The sequence below is a fragment of the Streptomyces radiopugnans genome, from assembly GCF_900110735.1.
Taxonomy (GTDB): Bacteria; Actinomycetota; Actinomycetes; order Streptomycetales; family Streptomycetaceae; genus Streptomyces; species Streptomyces radiopugnans.
Map to the genome: position 1 here is coordinate 1,042,266 of NZ_FOET01000001.1, position 20,732 is coordinate 1,062,997.

Annotated in this window: 15 protein-coding genes and 1 riboswitch; of the genes, 3 read left to right on the top strand and 12 right to left on the bottom strand. The window is 76.1% G+C overall.

The genetic code is table 11. The features are described from left to right. Window positions 1-9 precede the first annotated feature (9 nt). From cbiE to BMY40_RS04585, 12 genes are all read right to left on the bottom strand, one after another. On the bottom strand, window positions 10-1,269 hold the full coding sequence (gene cbiE / locus BMY40_RS04530; protein ID WP_093655480.1) for a precorrin-6y C5,15-methyltransferase (decarboxylating) subunit CbiE: 1,260 nt from the start codon (window positions 1,267-1,269) through the stop codon (window positions 10-12). Further along, complete coding sequence (locus BMY40_RS04535) at window positions 1,266-2,441, bottom strand: cobalt-precorrin-5B (C(1))-methyltransferase (protein ID WP_093655482.1); 1,176 nt, start codon at window positions 2,439-2,441, stop codon at window positions 1,266-1,268. Before BMY40_RS04535 ends, cbiE begins: the two co-directional genes overlap by 4 nt. Then, on the bottom strand, window positions 2,434-3,375 hold the full coding sequence (gene cobM / locus BMY40_RS04540; protein ID WP_093655484.1) for a precorrin-4 C(11)-methyltransferase: 942 nt from the start codon (window positions 3,373-3,375) through the stop codon (window positions 2,434-2,436). Before cobM ends, BMY40_RS04535 begins: the two co-directional genes overlap by 8 nt. Beyond that, window positions 3,372-4,193, bottom strand: coding sequence for a precorrin-2 C(20)-methyltransferase (gene cobI / locus BMY40_RS04545; RefSeq protein ID WP_245769827.1), 822 nt, complete (start codon window positions 4,191-4,193; stop codon window positions 3,372-3,374). The genes cobM and cobI overlap by 4 nt, the downstream gene beginning before the upstream one ends. Continuing rightward, a complete protein-coding gene (locus BMY40_RS04550; protein ID WP_093655488.1) occupies window positions 4,190-5,599 on the bottom strand; it encodes a cobyrinic acid a,c-diamide synthase CobB in 1,410 nt (469 codons plus the stop codon). Before BMY40_RS04550 ends, cobI begins: the two co-directional genes overlap by 4 nt. 4 nt (window positions 5,600-5,603) lie before the next feature. Then, the gene (gene cobO / locus BMY40_RS04555) at window positions 5,604-6,200 is read right to left on the bottom strand and encodes a cob(I)yrinic acid a,c-diamide adenosyltransferase (RefSeq protein WP_093655490.1); all 597 of its coding nucleotides are present in this window, start codon (window positions 6,198-6,200) and stop codon (window positions 5,604-5,606) included. After that, window positions 6,200-8,260 (bottom strand): putative cobaltochelatase, encoded by a 2,061-nt coding sequence (locus BMY40_RS04560; RefSeq protein ID WP_093655841.1) that lies wholly within the window; start codon window positions 8,258-8,260, stop codon window positions 6,200-6,202. Before BMY40_RS04560 ends, cobO begins: the two co-directional genes overlap by 1 nt. Before the next feature lie 101 nt (window positions 8,261-8,361). Next, window positions 8,362-12,060, bottom strand: coding sequence for a cobaltochelatase subunit CobN (gene cobN / locus BMY40_RS04565; protein ID WP_093655492.1), 3,699 nt, complete (start codon window positions 12,058-12,060; stop codon window positions 8,362-8,364). Between the two features lie 107 nt (window positions 12,061-12,167). Then, window positions 12,168-13,721, bottom strand: a complete 1,554-nt coding sequence (locus BMY40_RS04570; RefSeq protein ID WP_093655494.1) for a cobyric acid synthase — start codon at window positions 13,719-13,721, stop codon at window positions 12,168-12,170. Beyond that, entirely contained in the window at window positions 13,718-14,764 is a 1,047-nt protein-coding gene (locus BMY40_RS04575; RefSeq protein ID WP_093655496.1) for a cobalamin biosynthesis protein, read from the bottom strand. The genes BMY40_RS04570 and BMY40_RS04575 overlap by 4 nt, the downstream gene beginning before the upstream one ends. Window positions 14,765-14,901: 137 nt before the next feature. Beyond that, window positions 14,902-15,027: riboswitch (cobalamin riboswitch) on the bottom strand. Window positions 15,028-15,364: 337 nt separating this feature from the next. Then, window positions 15,365-15,580 carry a hypothetical protein gene (locus BMY40_RS04580; RefSeq protein ID WP_093655498.1) on the bottom strand — a complete coding sequence of 72 codons (216 nt, stop codon included), beginning with the start codon at window positions 15,578-15,580 and terminating at the stop codon, window positions 15,365-15,367. Between the two features lie 23 nt (window positions 15,581-15,603). Then, complete coding sequence (locus tag BMY40_RS04585; RefSeq protein ID WP_093655500.1) at window positions 15,604-16,839, bottom strand: inorganic phosphate transporter; 1,236 nt, start codon at window positions 16,837-16,839, stop codon at window positions 15,604-15,606. Between the two features lie 239 nt (window positions 16,840-17,078). On the opposite strand from BMY40_RS04585, the gene BMY40_RS04590 reads away from it, so the two are divergent. From BMY40_RS04590 to BMY40_RS04600, 3 genes are all read left to right on the top strand, one after another. Continuing rightward, window positions 17,079-17,726: a class II aldolase/adducin family protein gene (locus BMY40_RS04590; RefSeq protein WP_093655502.1), complete on the top strand. Its 648-nt coding sequence runs from the start codon at window positions 17,079-17,081 to the stop codon at window positions 17,724-17,726. Window positions 17,727-17,930: 204 nt separating this feature from the next. Continuing rightward, complete coding sequence (locus BMY40_RS04595) at window positions 17,931-19,064, top strand: alpha/beta hydrolase (protein WP_093655504.1); 1,134 nt, start codon at window positions 17,931-17,933, stop codon at window positions 19,062-19,064. 53 nt (window positions 19,065-19,117) lie between these two features. Continuing rightward, complete coding sequence (locus BMY40_RS04600) at window positions 19,118-20,527, top strand: hypothetical protein (protein ID WP_093655843.1); 1,410 nt, start codon at window positions 19,118-19,120, stop codon at window positions 20,525-20,527. Window positions 20,528-20,732: the final 205 nt, after the last annotated feature.

Consider the following 20,732-nt stretch of genomic DNA (forward strand, 5'->3'; position numbering starts at 1 on the left):
TCGGGGCGTTCACGAGGATGCTCCTTCGGTGCCGGGGCGGGTGCCCCACAGGACGAAGACGGGGTTGCCGGCGGCGAGCCGCACCACCTCGCCGGGCAGGGGGGCCAGCCGGGAGGACTGCAGCAGCACGCCGTCGGCGGCGAGACCGGCGGCGCCGAGCGCGGCCCGCACCGCCGGTACGCGGTCCAGCGCGGCGAGCGTGACGACGACCGTGCGGCGGGCGCGGAGCGCGCAGGCCGACACGATCGCCTCCAGCTCCCGCCCCCCGCCGCCGACGAACACGGCGTCCGGCTCGGGCAGTTCGGCGAGGACGCCGGGCGCGGTGCCGTGCACGGTCTGGAGGTCCACACCGTGGGCCGCGGCGTTGGCCCGGCAGCGTTCGGCGCCGTCGGCGGTGCGCTCCACGGCGACCGCCGCCGCGCCCAGGCGGGCGCACTCCACGGCGACGGAGCCGGAGCCCGCGCCGACGTCCCAGACCAGATCGCCCGGGCGCGGCCCGAGCCGGGCCAGTGCCAGCGCCCGCACCTCGTACTTGGTGATCATCGAGTCGCGGTGGGCGAAGGCGTCCTCCGGCAGCGCCCACCCGGCGGGCGGGCGCCGCGGCCCGGCGAGCGCCCGGGGCGCGTCGGCCAGGGCGCGGGAGGTGTCCAGGCACAGCACCACGCTGACCTCGTCGGGCCAGGTGCGGGCGGCGGCCTCGGCGGGGGAGAGGCGCTCGACGCGCTCGTCCGCCGTGCCCAGCGCGCTCGCCACCACCAGGGTGCGCGGCAGTCCGGCCGCGGCCAGGGCGGCGCCCAGCTCCGCGGGCCCCGCGCCGGGCCCGGTGAGCACGGCGGTCTTGGGGTGCGCGCGGCAGACGTTGACGGCGGTGCGCGGATCGCGCCCGTGCGCGCTGACCACGGCGGCGTCGTCCCACGGCAGTCCGGCGCGGGCGAAGGCCACCGCGACGGACGGCGCGGTGGGCCGTACGTCCAGGGCCTCGGGGCCGAAGCGTTGGGCGAGCGAGCGGACGATCCCGAAGAACCCGGGATCGCCGGAGGCGAGCACCACCACCGGGCCCCCGCCTTCCGACAGTTGCCGCTCGACGGCGTCCAGCGCCGGGGCGAGCGGCCCCAGGACCACGCGCCGCACCCCGGGGGGAGGGGCGGCCGCGTCCAGATGGCGGCGGGCGCCCACGGCCAGGCGGACCCCTCGCCAGGACAGCGCGCCGAGCCCGCAGGCCCCCGTGCCCGTGCCTGTTCCCGTTCCCGTTCCTACGACAGTGATCACGGCAGCAGTCCCCCGCCGTCGGAGCACAGGGCGACCACCGTACGGCCGGTGAAGTCCACCATGGCCGCCTCCGCGGTGATCCGGCGGTCGGTGAAGCGCTCCAGCACGTCCACCACCCGGCGGCACAGCTCCGGCGCGGCCGACTGCAGCAGCCCCGCCGCGTCCCACAGCTCGTACGCGTGGCGGGCGGTGTTCGCCGCCGCGACCTCGGCCGCCAGCGCGTCCGCGCCGCCCACCGCGCGGGTGACGTCGGCCAGGACGGAGGTGTCCACCTTCGACCGCGTGTAGTGCGTCATCAGCACCCCGGAGGCCAGCTTGGTCAGCTTCCCCACCATGCCGACGAACACCACCCGGTCCACCCCGTGCTCCACCGCCCGCCGCAGCGCGGCACCCGTGAAGTCGCCGACCTCGATGAAGCACACCGGCGGCAGCCCGGGCAGCAGCTCCATGGCGCCCTTCTCGGTGCGCCCGCCGGTGCACAGCACCACGGCCGGGGCGCCCTGCGCGGCGGCCACCGACACCGCCTGCTCGACACTCGCCCGCCACGAGGCCGTCGAGAACGGCCGGACGATCCCGGTCGTCCCCAGGATGGAGATGCCGCCGAGGATGCCGAGCCGGGCGTTGGTGGTCTTGCGGGCGCGCTTCTCGCCGTCGGGCACGCTGATGGTGACGTCCACGCCGCGCTCCGCCACGTCGACGACCTCGCCCACCGCCTGGCTGATCATGGCGCGGGGCACCGGGTTGATCGCCGGGCCGCCCACCTCCAGGCCGAGACCCGGCCTGGTGACGACGCCGACGCCGACACCGCCGTGCAGTTCGAGGCCCGGCTCGCTGCGCCAGCTCACCGTGGCGGTCAGGTGCGAGCCGTGGGTGACGTCCGGATCGTCGCCCGCGTCCTTGACCACCACGGCCTCGGTGCGGCCCGGCCGCAGCTCGGCCGAGCGCTCCACGGCGAAGGTCACCCGCCGCCCCGAGGGCAGCGCGACCTCCACCCACGGCTGGGGCTCGCCCGTGACCAGGTGCAGCGCGGCGGCGCGGGCCGCCGCCGAGGCGCAGGTGCCGGTCGTCCAGCCGGTGCGCAGCGCCTTCGGCCGCTGTTTGGCGGTACGCGGCAGATCCGGCTCCCGCAGTTCCGGCCCCTGGTCGGGCCCGTGTTCCGGCCCCTCACTCACGGCCCGCCGCCTCCCGGCCGGTCTGCCCGGCGCTCTGCCCTGCGGCCTGCTCCCCGGCCTGCCCGCGGGCTCCCCGGACCTCCCGGGCCGCGCGGAGCGCCCGGCGCGCCTCCGGCCGCGCGCGGCGGTGTCCGTGGAAGTGCCCGGGGTGGTACAGGTGCGAGCGCGTGCCGGAGGCGGACAGCGCGGGGCCGACGAGGAACAGCGTGTGCTTCCACAGCCGGTGCTCCTTGACGGTCTCCTCCAGGGTGCCCACCGTGCAGCGCAGCACCAGTTCCTCCGGCCAGGTCGCCTGGTGGGCGATCACCACCGGGGTGTCGGTCGGATAGCCGCCCTCCAGCAGCTCCACCGCCAGCTGCCCCGAGCGCGCGGCCGACAGGAAGACCGCCATGGTCGTGCCGTGCCGGGCGAACTCCCGCACCTCCTCGCCCGGCGGCATCGGGGTCTTGCCGCCGCCGAGCCGGGTCAGGATCACCGACTGCGCGACCTCCGGGATCGTCAGCTCCCGCCCCGCGATGGCCGCCACCGCCGAGAACGACGACACCCCGGGGACGATCTCCACCTCGACGCCCAGCTCCGCGCAGCGGTCCACCTGCTCCTGGGTGCCGCCCCACAGCGCCGGGTCGCCGGAGTGGACGCGCGCCACCCTCAGCCCCTCGCGGGCCGCGCGCTCGTAGACGGCGATGACGTCCTCCAGGGACATCGAGGCCGAGTCCAGGACCTCCGCGTCCTCACGGGCGTGTTCGAGGACCTCCTCGCGCACCAGGCTGGCCGCCCACACCACGATGTCGGCCTCGGCGATGGCGCGGGCGGCGCGGAAGGTGAGCAGGTCGGCGGCGCCGGGCCCGGCGCCCACGATGGTCACCTTCCCGGAGGTCTCCGGGGCCCTCCCGGCGGTTCCGGGTGTTCCGGCGGTCTCGGTCTGGGCGGTCACAGCTTGCCTCCTCGGCTCTCCCGGCGTGCGGGGGCGATGAGCGTGGACAGATAGGGGAGTTCGGTCTCCGCGGCGGCCGGGCCGCTCCCCGGGCCGGCTTCCGGGCCGGCCCCCGCGGCGGCCTCCAGTTCGGCCGCCGGGCGGATCGACTCCTGCGGCAGCCCCAGCGCCGAGCCCCACACCGCGCCCTCGGTGCGGCCCGTGGCGCGCAGCGCGGCGGCGACCTCGCGCGCCCGCCGCCCGAACTTGTAGGCCACCACCGTCCCCGGCCCCTCCAGGGCCTGCCTGAGCACAGCCATCCCGGCCGTCACCGGCACCAGCGTCAGCGGCTCGGTCCCCTCGGTGAGCACCGCCCCGCCGCGCGCGGCCAGGTCCTGCATCGCGGTGATGCCCGGCACGGTCTCCACGACCGCCTCCGGCACCAGCGCGCCGACGGTCTGGGCGAGATAGGTGAAGGTGGAGTAGACGTTCGGGTCGCCGATGGTCGCGAACGCCACCGTGCCGTGGGCGCGCAGCAGCCCGGCGACGCGTTCGCCCGCCGCGTCCCACGCCGCCTCCCGGCGGGCCCGGTCGCCGCGCTCGTTGAGCGCGAAGACCACCCGCACGATCCGCTCGCGCGACACGTAGTGCAGGACGGTGGCCTCGGCGCGTCCCGTACCGCCGTCCTCCATCACGGGGACCACCACCACGCTCGCCGAACGCAGCGCCTTGACGCCCTTGACCGTCACGAGCTCCGGGTCGCCGGGGCCCACCCCGACACCGACGAGCCGTGGCCCGCCGCTCTCCCGCGCCCCGTCGCCATCGCCGTTACCGCTCACGCCGCACACCTCTCGACACATCTTCCGACGAAACGCTGGGCCACGGACGGCTCGGCGGCCCAGTGCACATGCAGATACGAGGCATGCACGCCGTCCTTCACGAAACCCTCGACCCGGCGCCCGGGCCGGGAGGCCCCCCAGGTCAGCCCCCACGCCGCCGCGGCCCCGGACTCCGGCGCCCCGGCCTGCCGCACCCCGGCACCGGGCTCCACCGCCGTGCGGTGGAACTCGTGCCCGCGCACCCGCGTCCCCGCGGCGGCCAGGACGCTGTCGCCCACCGCCACCGCCTCGCGGTAGCCGAGGGTGAGCCGTTCGGTCATCCGGGCGGTGGCGTCGAGCACCCCGCACATCGGCACACCGTCCAGCTCCCTGGCCAGGTACAGCAGTCCGGCGCACTCGGCGGCCACCGGCGCCCCCGAGGCGGCCAGTTCCGCCACCGCCCGGCGCAGCGGCTCGTTCGCCGACAGCTCCGGCGCGTACACCTCCGGGAAGCCGCCGCCCATGACCAGCCCGGCCGTGCCCGGCGGCAGCGCGGTGTCCCGCAGCGGGTCGAAGACGGCCACGTCCGCGCCCGCCGCCCGCAGCAGCTCGGCGTGCTCGGCGTAGGAGAAGGTGAACGCGGCCCCGCCCGCGACGGCCACCACCGGGCGCCCGCGCGGCGGGCTCGCGGGAACGGGCGGCGCCCACGGCTCGTCCGGCAGCGGCGGCGCGGAGTGCGCCAGGGCGAGCAGTGCCTTCAGATCGCAGCCGGACCGCACCCGCTCCGCCAGCTCCGCCACCGCCCCGGCCGCCTCCGCCCGCCGCTCGGCCACCGGCACCAGACCCAGGTGGCGCGAGGGGGTGCGCATCCGCTCGGCGCGGCGCAGCACGCCCAGCACCGGCACCCCGCAGGCGTCCAGCGCCTCGCGCAGCAGTTCCTCGTGGCGGTCGGAGGCCACCTTGTTGAGGATCACCCCCGCGACGCGGACCTCCGGATCCCAGGACGCGAAGCCGTGCACCAGCGCCGCCACCGAACGCGACTGCGAGGAGGCGTCCACCACCAGCACCACCGGCGCCCGCAGCAGCTTGGCCACCTGCGCGGTGGAGCCCAGCTCGCCGCGGCCGGCCGCGCCGTCGTACAGCCCCATCACGCCCTCGACCACGGCCACGTCCGCACCGGCCGCGCCGTGCAGGAAAAGCGGCGCGACCAGGTCCGGGCCGCACAGGTACGCGTCGAGGTTGCGGCCGGGGCGGCCGGTGGCCAGCGCGTGGTAGCCCGGGTCGATGTAGTCCGGGCCCACCTTGTGCGGGGACACCTCCAGTCCGGCCGCCGCGAAGGCGGCCATCAGACCGGTGGCGACGGTGGTCTTGCCGCTGCCCGAGGAGGGAGCGGCCACGACCAGCCGGGGAAGGGCGGTACTCACGATCCGATCACCACTCGATGCCCCGCTGGCCCTTCTGGCCCGCGTCCATCGGGTGCTTGACCTTGGTCATCTCCGTCACCAGGTCGGCGGCGGCGATCAGCTCCTCCGGAGCGTTCCGCCCGGTGATCACCACGTGCTGGACGCCGGGACGGGCCCGCAGCACCTCGACCACCTCGCCGGTGTCCACCCAGCCCCAGTGCATCGGGTAGGCGAACTCGTCCAGCACGTACAGCCGGTAGGTCTCGGCCGCCAGATCGCGCTTGACCTGCTCCCAGCCCTCGCGCGCCGCCTCCTCGGAGGACTCGATGCCGCGCTGCACCCACGACCAGCCCTCGCCCATCTTGTGCCAGGCGACGGTGCCGCCCTCGCCGCTCGCGCCCAGCACGCGCAGCGCCCGCTCCTCGCCGACCCGCCACTTGGCGGACTTCACGAACTGGAACACCCCGATCGGCCAGCCCTGGTTCCAGGCGCGCAGCGCCAGCCCGAAGGCGGCCGTCGACTTGCCCTTGCCGGGGCCCGTGTGGACCGCCAGCAGCGGGCGGTTGCGGCGCTGACGTGTGGTGAGACCGTCGTCGGGGACGACGCTCGGCTGTCCTTTCGGCACTACGCGGCCCTCCTATGGGTGTTCCGGTGGGTGGGATGCGGGGTCTGCAGGGAGCGGACGAGCCCGGTCACGGTGTCGGCGCGCAGCTCCTCCAGAGTCACGGCGGGGCCGCCCAGCTCGGCGGCGAGCGCGCCGGCCAGGCCGAGCCGCACCGGCCCGGACTCGCAGTCGACCACCACCGACGCGGTGCCGTCGGCGGCCAGCAGCCGCGCGGCCTGCCGGGCGCGCGCCACCGGCTGCGGGCCGCCCGTCGCCCGCCCGTCGGTGACGGCGACCAGCAGCGGGCGCCGCGAGGGGTCGCGCAGCCGCTCGTTCCGCAGTACGTCGCGGGCCTTCAGCAGCCCGGCGGCCAGCGGGGTGCGGCCGCCGGTCGGCAGCGACTCCAGACGCGCCGCGGCGGCGTCCACCGACGAGGTCGGCGGCAGGGCCACCTCGGCTCCCGAGCCGCGGAAGGAGATCAGGCCGACCTTGTCGCGGCGCTGGTAGGCGTCCAGCAGCAGCGACAGCACCGCGCCCTTGACCGCGCCCATCCGCCGCCGCGCGGCCATCGAACCGGAGGCGTCCACCACGAACAGCACGAGGTTGGACTCCCTGCCCTCGCGTACGGCCTCGCGCAGGTCCTGCCGGCGCACCAGCAGCCCGGGCCCGGAACGGCCCCGCGCCCGCTGGTGCGGGGCGGCGGCCCGTACGGTCGCGGCCAGGTGCAGCCGGGACAGCGCGCCCTGCGGACGGCGGGCACCGGTGGTGCGGCCCTGCGCGGTACGGGCGCGCGAGCGCCGCCCCGCCGCGCCCTCGCCCACACCAGGCACGTGCAGTGCGCGGGCGCGGAACGGCTCACCGGCGCGGGCGGGGGCCTGTTCACCGCCGCCCTGCCCCGGTCCGGCGCCCTCCTCGTCGCGCGACTGCCTGGGAAGGGAGGGCTCGGGTGTGCCGGAACGCTCCCGCGGGCCGTCCTGCGGAGGCTGCCCCCCGCCGTCCCCGCCGTCCCCGCCGTCCCCGCCGTCCCCGCCGCCACCGGGGCCGCCGTCCGGCCCGTCCGGGTCCGGATCGCCGTCCGTGCCGCCGTCCGAACCGCCGTCCCCCGTGCCGCCGTTCTGCCGCAGCGTCTCGTCGAGCTTCTCCTCGTCCAGGCCGGGCGCGTCGAAGGGGTTGCGGCGCCTGCGGTGCGGAAGGGCCAGCAGCGCCGCCTGCCGGACGTCCTCGGCCGCCACATCGGTGCGCCCCGCCCAGGCGGCCAGCGCGGTGGCGGTGCGCGCCATCACGATGTCGGCCCGCATCCCGTCCACCTCGAAGGCCGCGCAGGTGGCGGCGATCTGCCGCAGCGCGGCGTCGCCCAGGCGCACCTCCGGCAGCAGCGCCCGCGCGGCCGCGATCCGCTCCCGCAGCCCGCTCTCCTCGCCGGCCCAGCGGGCGGCGAAGGCCGCCGGGTCCTCGTCGTACTCCAGGCGCCGCCGTACGACCTCCATCCGCTCCCCGGTCTCCCGGGAGGCGGCGACCTCCACGGTCAGCCCGAAGCGGTCCAGCAGCTGCGGGCGCAGCTCGCCCTCCTCGGGGTTCATCGTCCCCACCAGCAGGAAGCGGGAGGAGTGGCGCACCGAGACGCCCTCGCGCTCGATGTGGACCACGCCCATCGCGGCGGCGTCCAGCAGCGAGTCGATGAGGAAGTCCTGCAGCAGGTTGACCTCGTCCACGTAGAGGACGCCCCGGTGGGCCCGCGCCAGCAGGCCCGGCTCGAAGGCCTTGACGCCCTCGGACAGGGCCCGCTCGATGTCCAGCGATCCGACGAGCCGGTCCTCGGAGGCGCCCACCGGCAGCTCCACCATCCGGGCCGGCCGGCTCTCGCCCGGCCCCGACCCGTGCGGCCCGTCCGGGCAGGCCGGGTCGGGGCGGCGCGGATCGCAGGAGAAGCGGCAGCCGGGCACGGTCTCGACCGGCGGCATCAGCGCCGCCAGGGCCCGCACCGCGGTGGACTTCGCCGTGCCCTTCTCCCCGCGCACCAGGACGCCGCCGACGGCCGGCGAGACCGCGTTCAGCAGCAGTGCCAGCCGCAGGTCGTCCATGCCGACGATCGCGGTGAACGGGTAGGCGGCGGTGGCCGCCGCGCCCGTGGCGTCGCCGGCCGCATCGCTGGTCGTGCTGGTGGTCGTGCCGGCGGTGGTGGTCACGCGTCGTCCTCCAGATCGTCGGAGCCGCTCTCCAGGTCGCCTTCGAGTTCGAGGTAGATCTCGCGCAGCCGCTCCAGGGTCCGCTCCTCCGGCTCGGCCCACAGCCCGCGGTCGGCGGCCTCCAGCAGCCGCTCGGTCACCCCGCGCAGCGCCCACGGGTTGGAGCGCTTCATGAACTCCTGGTTGGTCTCGTCGAAGACGTACTCGGCCGCGAGCCGCTGGTACATCCAGTCGTCCACGACCCCGGCCGTCGCGTCGTAGCCGAAGAGGTAGTCGACGGTGGCCGCCATCTCGAAGGCGCCCTTGTAGCCGTGCCGCCGCATCGCCGCCATCCAGCGCGGGTTGACCACCCGCGCCCGGAAGACCCGGTGGGTCTCCTCGCCCAGCGTCCGCGTCCGCACCTGGTCGGGGACGGCCGAGTCGCCCACGTACGCCTCGGGGGAGTCCCCGGTCAGGTGGCGCACCATCGCCACCATGCCGCCGTGGTACTGGAAGTAGTCGTCGGCGTCGGCGATGTCGTGCTCGCGGGTGTCGACGTTCTTGGCCGCCACCTGGATGCGGCGGAACGCCGTCTCCATGTCGCCGCGCGCCGGGCGGCCGTCCAGCCCGCGCCCGTACGCGTAGCCGCCCCACACCGCGTACACCTCGGCCAGATCCGCGTCCGAGCGCCAGTTGCGGGCGTCGATCAGCGGCAGCAGCCCGGCCCCGTACGCGCCCGGCTTGGAGCCGAAGATCCGCGCCGTGGCCCTGCGCCGGTCGCCGTGCGCGGCGGTGTCCTCGTCGGCGTGTGCGCGTACGTAGTTGGACTCGGCGGGCTCGTCCAGCTCCGCCACCGCCCGCACCGCGTCGTCCACCAGGGCCACCACGTGCGGGAAGGCGTCCCGGAAGAAGCCGGAGATGCGGACGGTGACGTCGATGCGCGGCCGGCCCAGCTCGTCCGGGGGCACGATCTCGAAGCCCGTCACCCGCCGGGAGGCGTCGTCCCACACCGGGCGGCAGCCCAGCAGCGCCAGGATCTCCGCGATGTCGTCGCCCTGTGTGCGCATGCAGGAGGTGCCCCACACCGTCAGGCCCACAGACCTGGGGTACTCGCCGTGGTCGGCCAGGTGCCGGGCCAGCAGGGAGTCCGCCAGCGCGCTGCCGACGTCCCACGACAGCTTGGACGGGATCGCCTTGGGGTCCACGGAGTAGAAGTTCCGCCCCGTCGGCAGGACGTTGACCAGGCCGCGCGTGGGCGAGCCGGAGGGACCGGCGGGCACGTAGCCGCCCTCCAGCGCGTGCAGCACGTTGCCGATCTCGTCCCCGGTGCGTTCCAGCCGGGGGACGACCTCGTCCGCGGCGAACTCCAGGACGCTCACCGCGCCCGGCAGTTCGGTGTCCAGCACCTCGCGGACCACCTGCGGGGCCGCCTCGCGCGCCCAGCCGCGGGCCTCCATCGACTCCACCAGCCGCCGCGCCAGGTGCTCCAGCAGGTCCACGGCGTCGGAGGCGGTGCGGGAAGGCCCGTCCGCGAGCGCGGTCAGGGCCTTGGGCGCCTCGATCCGCGCGCCCGGCTCGGCCAGCAGCTCGGACTCCACCAGCCCCACGTGCTCGGCCAGCACCGCCCGCAGACCCGGCAGCGCGCCGCCGACCCCGCCCCACACCTGGGCCGAACGCAGTACCGCCAGCACCAGGTTGACGCGCGGCTCGCCCACCGGCCCGCCGCCCAGCACATGCAGGCCGTCGCGGATCTGCACGTCCTTGATCTCGCACAGCCAGCCGTCGATGTGCATGACGAACTCGTCGAACTCGTCCTCGTCCGGCTGCTCCTCCACATGCAGGTCGTGGTGGAGTTCGGCGGCCCGCACCAGCGTCCAGATCTGGCTGCGCACGGCCGGGGCCTTGGCCGGGTCCAGATCGCTCACCAGCGCGTACTCGTCCAGCAGTTGCTCAAGCCTGGCCAGGTCGCCGTAGGAGTCGGCGCGCGCCATCGGCGGCACCAGGTGGTCGACGACCGTGGCGTGGCCGCGGCGCTTGGCCTGGGTGCCCTCGCCGGGGTCGTTGACGATGAACGGGTAGACCAGCGGCAGGTCGCCCAGCACCGCGTCCGGGGCGCAGCCGGCCGACAGGCCCAGGCCCTTGCCCGGCAGCCACTCCATCGTGCCGTGCTTGCCCATGTGCACCACGGCGTCGGCGCCGAAGCCCCCCTGCTCCCGCGGGGTCTCCATCCAGCGGTAGGCCGCCAGGTAGTGGTGGGAGGGCGGCAGATCGGGGTCGTGGTAGATCGCGATGGGGTTCTCGCCGAAGCCGCGCGGCGGCTGGATCATCACCACCACGTTGCCGAACCGCAGCGAGGCCAGCACGATCTCGGCGTCCTCGCCCTCGCCGTCCACGTACAGCGAGCCCGGCGGCTCGCCCCAGTGCTCGCGCATGGCCTCGCGCAGCCCCGGGTCGAGCGCGGCGAACCACCGCCGGTAGTCGGCCAGCGGCACCCGGGCCGGCGCGGCGGCCAGCTGCTCCTCGGTCAGCCACTCGACGTCGTGGCCGCCCGCCGCGATCAGCCGGTGGATCAGCTCGTCGCCGGTGCCGGGGAGTTCGCCGGTGTCGTAGCCGGCGTCGCGCAGGGCGCGCAGCAGTTCCACGGCCGAGGCCGGGGTGTCCAGGCCCACGGCGTTGCCGACGCGCGAGTGCTTGGTGGGGTAGGCGGTGAAGACCAGCGCGATCCGCTTGTCCGCGTTCGGCCTGTGCCGCAGGGCGGCGTGCCGCACCGCGATCCCGGCCACCCGGCGGGCCCGCTCGGGGTCGGCGACGTAGACGGGCACCCCGTCGGGGCCGTCCTCCTTGAAGGAGAAGGGCACGGTGACCAGCCGCCCGTCGAACTCCGGGATGGCCACCTGCATCGCCGCGTCCATCGGCGAGAGGGCGGCGTCCGACTCCTCCCAGACGGCGCGGGAGCCGGTCAGGCACAGGCCCTGGAGCACGGGGACGTCCAGCTCGGCCAGCGCGCCGACGTCCCAGGTCTCGTCGTCGCCGCCCGCGCTCGCGTCCGCCGCGTGGGCGCCGCCGGCGGCGAGCACGGTGGCCACCAGCGCGTCGGCACGGCCCAGCAGCTCGTACAGGCCGGGGTCGGCGCTCCTGAGCGAACCGCAGTACACGGCCAGGGCGTTGGCGCCGCGCTCCTCGATCGCGTCGCACAGCGCGTCGACGAAGGCGGTGTTCCCCGACAGCTCGTGGGCCCGGTAGAACAGCACGCCCACCGTCGGCCGGGACGGGTCGTGCCCCCGGCCGCCGTGGACGCCGTACTCGGGCATCGGGCGCGGCCCGGCGAAGCCGTGGCCGGTCAGCAGCACGGTGTCGGACAGGAAGCGCACCAGCTCCGCCAGGTTCTCCGGCCCGCCCGCCACCAGGTACTTCAGCGCCTCGGCGACCACGCCGGCCGGGACGGTGGAGGCGGCCATCAGCTCCGCGTCCGGGACGGACTCGCCGCCCAGCAGCACCGTCGGGATCCCGGTGGCCCGCAGCGCCGCCAGCCCGTCCTCCCAGGCGCGCCGGCCTCCCAGCAGGCGCACGACGGCGATGTCCGCGCCCTCCACGAGCGCGGGCAGCTCCCCGACGACGTCGACGCGCGCCGGGTTGGCGATGCGGTACGGGGCGCCGGAGGCGCGGGCCGCCAGCAGGTCGGTGTCGGCTGTGGACAGCAGCAGTACCGTGCTCATCGAGCTCCCATCGGTTCGTACGTCCTTCGCATCGGCCGTGTCGGTCCTTCCGGTCGCACCGGTCGTCTCGTTCGTCCTGTCCGTCCCGCTCGCGCCGCTCGCCCCGCTCACGGCGCACCCGGCGGCACGAACGGCAGACCCGCGGGCGCGCCGCCCTCGATCAGCCGCAGCAGCGCGGTGGTGTCGGCGTGCTCCTCCACCAGATCGCCCAGCCGGTCCAGCTGCTCCTCGCGCAGCGCGGCGAAGGAGGTGTCCGGGGCGGGGACGAACGCCCGCCCGGCGTCGGCGGCCACCCGCCGCAGGAAGGCGCGCCGGAAGCCGTCGCTCTCCAGCGAGCCGTGCCAGTGCGTGCCCCACACCGAGCCGGCGCGGCAGCCGTCCAGGAAGGGCTCGTCGCCGCCGGCGACCTCGGCCACGCCGTGGTGGATCTCGTAACCCTCCACCCGCTCGCCCAGCGCCTCGCCGACCGGCCGCGCCAGGGTCTTCTCCACCTCGAAGCGCACCCGCACCGGCAGCAGGCCCAGACCGTCGACCGTCCCGGCGCGCGACTCCACCTCGTCCTCGATCCGCTCCCCCAGGAGCTGGAAGCCGCCGCAGATCCCCAGCACCGGGCGGCCCTCGGCCGCCCGCCGGGCCAGTGCGCCGGCCAGACCGCGCTCGCGCAGCCAGGCCAGCGCCCGCACGGTGCCGCGGGTGCCCGGCACGATCGCCAGATCGGCGTCGGCCAGCTCCTCGGGGCGGTCGGTGAACCGCACCACCACGCCCGGCTCGGCCGCCAGCGCGTCCACGTCCGTGAAGTTCGACATCAGCGGCACGGGCACCACCGCGATCCGCAGCACGTCGCGGCCGTGCGGCGGCGCGACGGCCGACTCGCGCACCCCGCCGCGCAGCGACAGCCGCAGCCCGTCCTCCTCGTCGATGCCCAGCCCGTGCGCGTAGGGCAGGACTCCCAGCACCGGCCGGCCGGTCAGGCCGCGCAGCATCTCCAGGCCGGGTTCGAGGAGGGTGACGTCACCGCGGAACTTGTTGACCAGGTAACCCGCCACCAGCGCCTGGTCCTCGGGCGCCAGCAGGGCGGTGGTGCCGAAGAGGGAGGCGAAGACGCCGCCGCGGTCGATGTCGCCGACCACCACGACCGGAAGCCGGGCGGCGCGCGCCAGGCCCATGTTGACGATGTCGGTGCGCCGCAGGTTGATCTCGGCCGGACTGCCGGCGCCCTCGCAGATCACCGCGTCATGGGTGCGGCGCAGCTCGGCCAGGCAGCCGGCGACCGTCTCCAGCAGGTCCTCCCGGCGCCCCGGGCGCCGCGCCCCACCGGGGGACGCCGGCGCTCCGGGGTCCCCGAAGTAGCCGCGCGCGCTCATCTCGCCCACCGGCTTCCCCAGCAGCACCACCTGACTGGAGCGGTCGCCGCCCGGTTTGAGCAGCACGGGGTTCATCAGCGCGCTCGGCTCCACACCGGCCGCCGCGGCCTGCATGGCCTGGGCGCGGCCGATCTCGGCGCCCTCGCGCGTCACGAAGGAGTTCAGGGACATGTTCTGCGCCTTGAACGGCGCCACCTTCACACCCCTGCGGGCCAGCCAGCGGCAGACGCCCGCCGTGACCACGCTCTTGCCCGCGTCCGAGGTCGTTCCCGCGATCAGCAGTCCGCCGCCCGTCACAGTCCTCCCTCCGATGCCCTTCGCGACCCGCCCCGCCGTACGGCACGGGCCTCCCGCAGCGTCCCGGCGGCGCCGCACACCGCCAGCGCCAGCGCGCACACCCGGCGCGAGAGCCGCACCGCGCGCTCGATGTCCCCCACCCGCACCGGGCGGCCGCCGGCGCCCAGGACCGGCCGGTGCTCGACGCGTCCGCCGTACGACAGCGTCCCGCCCAGCCGTACGCCCAGCGCGCCCGCGAACGCCGCCTCGACCACACCGGCGTTCGGGCTGGGGTGGCGGCGGGCGCCCGCGCGCCAGGCGCGCAGCGCGCCGCGCGGATCGGGGCCGGCGAGTGCGGCCAGCAGGGCGGTCAGCCGGGCGCCGGGCCACCCCGCCGCGTCGTCCAGCCGCGCCGAGGCCCAGCCGAAGCGCAGGTGGCGCGGCGAGCGGTGGCCGACCATCGCGTCCAGGGTGTTGACGGCCCGGAAGCCCGCCAGCCCCGGCACACCGGCGGCCGCGCCCCACACCAGCGCGCCCACCACGGCGTCGGAGGTGTTCTCGGCGACCGACTCCACCACCGCCCGGGCGATGCCGTCGGCGTCCAGCGCCTGCGGGTCGCGCCCGCACAGGTGCGGCAGCCGGGCGCGGGCCGCCTCCAGGTCGCCCGCCTCCAGCGCGGCGGCGATCGCGCGGGCCTCGCGCGCCAGCGTCGTACCGCCGACCACCGCCCAGACGGCGGCGGCCGTGAGGGCGGTACGGGCGGCGGGGGAGCGGCGTACGGCACGCTCCAGCGCCGCCGCGGCGGCCGCCGCGCCGCCCGCGCACACGGCGGTGTACAGCGCGCCGGCGCCGCGGTGGTCGCGCCACAGCAGCCGCTCGGCGGCCGCGGCCGCGCGCCCGAAGGCGGCGACGGGGTGCGCGCGGCGCGGGTCGCCCGCGACCAGGTCGAGCAGGGATCCCAGGACCGCCCCGCACGCGTAGCCTGCGGCCGGGAGGCCCGGGGCCGCGAGGAGGTCGGTGTCCGCTGGAGTGGTGGCCGGGGGGAGGGCGTGGTCGGCACGCATCGCGTCAGCTGGCCGTCACACCTCGTGCGGGAACGGTGGCACAGCGGGGTGGAGGCGGTGCGGGAGGCAGGGTGCCGGGCATGGCGGTATGTCCTCACTCAGGGTCCTCGCCCTGGCTCGACGTGACCGGCGGTGAGAGTCTCCTGGCTCCCGGATCGGCGCGTCCCCCGGCCTTCCAGCCCGATGTGCGGGCCGTGACGCTGGGTGGGGGAGCGCTCCCCGGTGACAGTGGCGGGACCGCGCCGGATTCGCACCGGCTTCCTCTCCTGCCGCCGTTTGGCAACGGGAAGTCCACCACGGCCGGGAAGGCGCGTCAACTCACCCGTGACCTGCGACGGCGCACTGTGCGGAAGCGCACACGGCGCCCGACGGCGCACGCCGGGGCGCTCGCGCCCCGCAGGGAGACCGGGAACGCGGGAGAGCCGCCGGAGGAGGCGGAGGGCGTGCCGGGAGGACGCTGGGAGGACGCGGGAGGGACGCCGGGAGACGCCGGGGAAACAGGGAGGCGCCCGGCGGATGTCCGCCGGGCGCCGGTGGAGGCGTACCGGTCCCGAGGGGCCGCACGGGCCCCTCGGGCCTGAGCAGGTCCGAGAGGCCTGCTCAGGCCGCGATGATGTAGATGCCGTACGCCACCGCGGCCGCGCACAGGGCGTAGCTGGCGTAGGCGCCGATGCGGGCCAGGACGGCGGAGCCGCCCCGCGACTTGTCGCTGGTGCCCAGACCGACGATGCCGAGGGTGAACGCGCCCACCAGGCCGACCGTCATCACGAGGCTGACGCCGAAGACCTGGCCGAGGGCTGCCCAGTCGATGTCCATGGTGCTTCTTTCCTTCGCGGGGCTCAGGGAGCGGAGACGGTGGTCTTCGCCGGGATGTCGGAGGCCTTCTCGGCCTCCTCCATGGCGGTGGTGGGCGGCGGGGCGACGGCCTGCACCGCGGCCGTGACCACGCCCGCGTCCTCCACCTCGACCGGCTCGACGTCGTTGACGTTGGTGTGGTCGACCGGCTCCCGGCGGGAGGCGAACCAGATGGCGGCGATGGCGGCGACGGAGGCGACCGCGACCACGGTGACCCCCCAGTCGCCCTGGACGGCCAGCAGCGCGGCGCCCGCGGCGATCAGACCGGCGGCCGGGAGGGTCAGACCCCAGGCGGCGACCATGCGGCCGGCGGTGCTCCAGCGGACCACGCCGCCCTTGCGGCCCAGGCCGCAGCCCATGATCGAGCCGGAGCAGACCTGCGTGGTGGAGAGCGCGAAGCCCAGGTGGGAGGAGGCCAGGATGGTGACGGCCGAGCTGGTCTGGGCGGCGAAGCCCTGCGCCGGGCGGATGTCGGTCAGGCCCTTGCCCATGGTGCGGATGATCCGCCAGCCGCCCAGGTAGGTGCCCAGCGCGATGGCGATGCCGGCCGAGGCGATGACCCACAGCGGCGGGTCGGCGTCGGCGCCGAGCACGCCTCCGGAGATCAGCGCGAGGGTGATGACGCCCATCGTCTTCTGCGCGTCGTTGGTGCCGTGGGCCAGGGAGACCAGACCGGCCGAGGCGATCTGCCCGGCGCGGTAGCCCTTGGCGACCTGCCCCTCCTCGGCGTTGCGGCTGATCCGGTAGGTCAGCCTGGTCGCGAGCATGGCCGCGATACCGGCGACCAGGGGCGCGACGAGGGCCGGGATCAGCACCTTCATGAAGACGGCGCTGACGGAGACGGCGCCGATGCCGACGGCGGCGATCGTCGCGCCGAGGAGACCGCCCATCAGGGCGTGGGAGGAACTGGAGGGGAGTCCGGCCAGCCAGGTCAGCAGGTTCCAGATGATCGCGCCGACCAGCCCCGCGAAGATCACCGCGGGTTCGATGCCGGAATCCTCGTTGATGAGGCCTTTGGAGATCGTCGCGGCGACCTCGACCGAGATGAAGGCGCCGACGAGGTTGAGGACCGCCGACATCGCCACCGCCGTCTTGGGCTTGAGTGCCCCGGTGGAAATGGTGGTGGCCATGGCGTTGGCCGTGTCGTGGAAACCGTTGGTGAAGTCGAACACCAAGGCCGTGACGATCACGATCCCGATGAGAAGCGTGATGTTTTCCATTCACCCAGGCAATCGGTCGATGGGGCAGGTACTCGGTGAACGTAAGGATGCCGGGTGAACGCAAGGTGAACTGGGAACGGCGCCATGGTGTCTCGTGCCGCCTGTGTGCGCAGGATCGCACGGTGCTGTGAGCGGGTTCGCCCCCGTGCGCTCTCGTACGCCCCCGGCGCACGGGAGCGCACGGGGCGAACCCGCCGCTCGCCCGCCGCCGCTAGAGTGCTCCGCCGGAGGTGGCGCGGATGCGGTCGGTCTGGGCGGACGCCTGGAGGGAACTTGTGGCCACGGCCCGCCGGACGGTGGCCGACGGCCTGGTCGTGGGCACCTCGGGCAACGTCTCGGTGCGGGTCGGCGACACCGTCCTGGTCACCCCCAGCGGCATCGCGTACGACCGCCTCGGTCCGGACGAGCTGTGCGCCGTGGACCTGGAGGGCCGGCGGACGGCCGGCGACCTCGTGCCCACCAGCGAGCTGCCGATGCACCTGGCGGTGTACCGCTCCACCGGCGCCGCGGCGATCGTCCACACCCACGCCGTGCACGCCACCGCGGTCTCCACCCTCGTCGACGAGCTCCCGGCGATCCACTACATGACCGCCGCCCTGGGCGGTCCGGTCCGCGTGGCGCCGTACGCCCCCTACGGCAGCGAGGAACTGGCCGCCCACGTGCTGGAGGCGCTGCGCGACCGCACCGGCTGCCTGCTGCGCAACCACGGCACGGTCGTGTACGCCGACAGCCTCGGCCGGGCGTACGACGGCACCGCCCAGCTCGAGTGGATGTGCCGCGTCTGGCTCGCGGCCGCCTCCGTGCCCGGCCGCACCCCCTCCCTGCTGCCGCCCGATGAGCTGGACCGCGTCGCCGAGCGGCTGCGCGGCTACGGGCAGCGCGGCTGACCCGCCCGCGCGGCCCCGTCCGCCTTCGCCCCCCTCGTCCGCCTTCGCCCGGCCCCGGCGGATGACGCCTCGCGGACGGGGTACGAGGTGGGCGACACCGGCGCCGGCGGCGCCGGGCGAGGGTCCGGTCCCGTCCGGCCCCCGCTCACCCGCCGGAGCCCGCCCGCTGGCCCCGGCGACACCACGCCACCATCCTTGGAGACGATGAGTCTGCGCAGAACGGCGGCCCTGACCGCCCTCACCACGCTCGGTGCCGGAGCGGCCGCTGTGGTGGCCGGCCGGTACGCGGCCACCACCGCCCTCAGGCCGTCCTCGCCGCACTCCCTGCCCGCCGGTTTCGAGGGCCCGCAGCTGACCGTCCACGCCACCGCGGCGGGGCAGGTCACCCTGACCCGGTCCCTCGTCTCGCAGCTCCCCGGTGTCTACGCCCTCACCGGCCCGGGCCGGCACGCCGTCGTCGGGACCGTGCTCGACGTCCCCTCCTCCGCCGACACCGTCGTACGGCGCCTGGAGCGGGTGGACCGCGGCCGGCTCGCCACCGGCGACCGGGTGCGGCTGACCCCGCAGCTCCACACCGGGAACCCCGGGGACGCGCTGGGCCTGGAGTACGCGGACGTCGAGGTGCCCGGCGAACTCGGCCCCCTGCCCGCCTGGTACCTGCCCGCCCTGCGCGACGTGTGGGTCATCGCCGTGCACGGCCTGGGCGCCACACGCGAGCACACCATGAACGTCCTGCCCTTCCTGAACGCCATGGGCGTTCCCGTGCTCGTCCCGGCCTACCGCGGCGACCCCGGGGCGCCCCGGTCGCCCGACGGCAGCGCGCACCTGGGCGACTCCGAGTGGCGCGACCTCGACGCGGCCGTCCGTTACGCCCTCGGCCGCGGCGCCCGCGGCGTGGTGCTGTACGGCTGGTCCACCGGGGCCACCATGGCGCTGCGGGCCGCCGCCGAATCCCCGGTCCGCGACTTCCTCACCGGACTGATCCTGGACTCGCCCGTGCTCGACTGGCGAGCCACCCTGCGCGCACTGGCGGGCGCCCGCCACGTCCCCGCCGTCCTGCTGCCGCTGGCGGTGCGCGCCGCGCAGGGCCGCGCCCGGCTCCGTCCGGAACTCCACTCGGAGCTGAACGACCCCGGCGCGCTGCGGCTGCCCACACTCGTCCTGCACGGCCCGGGGGACGCCGTCGCCCCCTGGGACCCCTCCCGCGAACTGGCCGAACGGCGCCCGGACCTGGTCTCGCTGCACGTCGTCGGACAGGCTCCGCACGCCGCCATGTGGAACGCCGACCCGCAGGGCTACGAGGAGGCGCTGCGCCGCTTCCTCACCCCGCTCATGTGAGGCGCCGCGACCGGCGTTTGGGCTTTCGGGCCGTCATCAACAACACTGCTCCCGTGACGTCCCGTACCCCGCGAGACACCCGGCTGCGCCTCGTATCCCGTCAGCCTCTCGCCGCCGCGCGCCGAGCCGTGGGCGCGCGCCGCCGGCGGAGCACGCCCCGCCCCCCCGAGGGGGTGCCCCCACGCGACCAACTCGCCCGGCAGGCACGGGCCTGCCTCAGCGAGGCCGTGCGGCTGGCCCGCTGGGCCGACGGCACCGGACTGTCGCCGGTGGCGGCCGCCGAGCGGGTGGCGGCCGAACTGCGGATACCCGTGGAGCAGATCCCCGTCCACTGGGACCGCGCCCGGCTCGCCGGCCTCATAGAACTGCACGACGGCACCGCCATGCCCGGCTGGCGGCTGCGTGCCTGGGACCGCGACGACTCGGCGGTGCTGCGCGGCTGGGTCGCGCTCTTCGACGCCTGGTCGCTGGCCCATCCCGCGCCCGGCGGCGCGGACCCCGGGGCGGTCGGGGAGGTGGTCGTGGCGGCGCCGCAGTTCCTGTCGGTGATGCACCTGTCCTCCGGCCCGGTGACCGTGCCGGCCCTGCTGGACCTGCTGAGGCGGCGCATCGCGGAGATCCGCGCCGAGCGCGACGGCGCGGTGCCCCCCGGCGGCCCCCCGGCGGCCGAGGCGGCCGAGGCCGCCAAGGCGGCCGGGAACGCGGACGACTGCCTGCCCGCGCTCCTGGACTGGGCCCTCGACGGCCTCGCCTCCGTCGGCGCCCTCACCCGCTGCGCCGAGGACGACCGGGGCCGCCCCGGGCAGGCGGTGCTCACCCCGCTGGGCAACTGGGCGGTGTGGGTGAAGCTGGAGCAGATCTGCGTCGCGGCCCAGAGCCCGGCGGGGAACATCGAGCAGCCCGCCGAGGACATGCTGCGCGGCTGCGCCAGGCTCTCGCCCGGGGAGGCCCGCGCCGAGTACCGCGCCTGGCTGGCCGCACGCCCCACCGGCCCGGCCGTCGCCGAACTGATCGACGCCGCCCGCGGCGACGACGCCCTCATCCGCGGTCTGGCCTTCGAGGCGCTGCGCGCCGTGGGCGCCCCCGCGGAGCCCGCCGTCCGCGAGGCGGCCGGCGAGCCCGTCCTGCGCCCCTACGCGCTGCTCTGGCTCGCCGAGCACGACGGTGCGGACCCGGCGGACCTGGCGAACGGCGCCCCCGGTGTCCTGACCCGTGAGGAGGCCACCTGGCTGTGGGTGGACACCGCTGCGGCCGTCGCCGACCACGGCGACGGGAAGGTGCTGGTGGAGCATCTGGACTCGGCCGTGCAGAGCAGCGTCCCCGAGCTCCTGGAGGCGGTCCGCGCCACCGGCCATCCCCGTACCGTCCAGGTCCTGGTCGCGCTCGCCGCGGCCCACCCGGATCCGGTGATGGCCAGGGCCATGCGCCGCGCGGCCTTCCAGGTCCACACCGGCGAGGTGTGACGGGCCGGCCCGGGCCTCCGCGCCTCCGGCCGTACGCCCCCGCGCGGCGGCCGCCCGCCGCGCGGGGGCGTACGCGGTCCGTCGCCCCGGGCGCGGAAATCCGGTTGCGCGCCGCCGTTAGACTGGCCGCATGGTGAACCTCCTCGTGCATTAGCGGCGTACGCCCGTCTCCCAGCCCCCGACCGACGACGTACGTACGTCCACC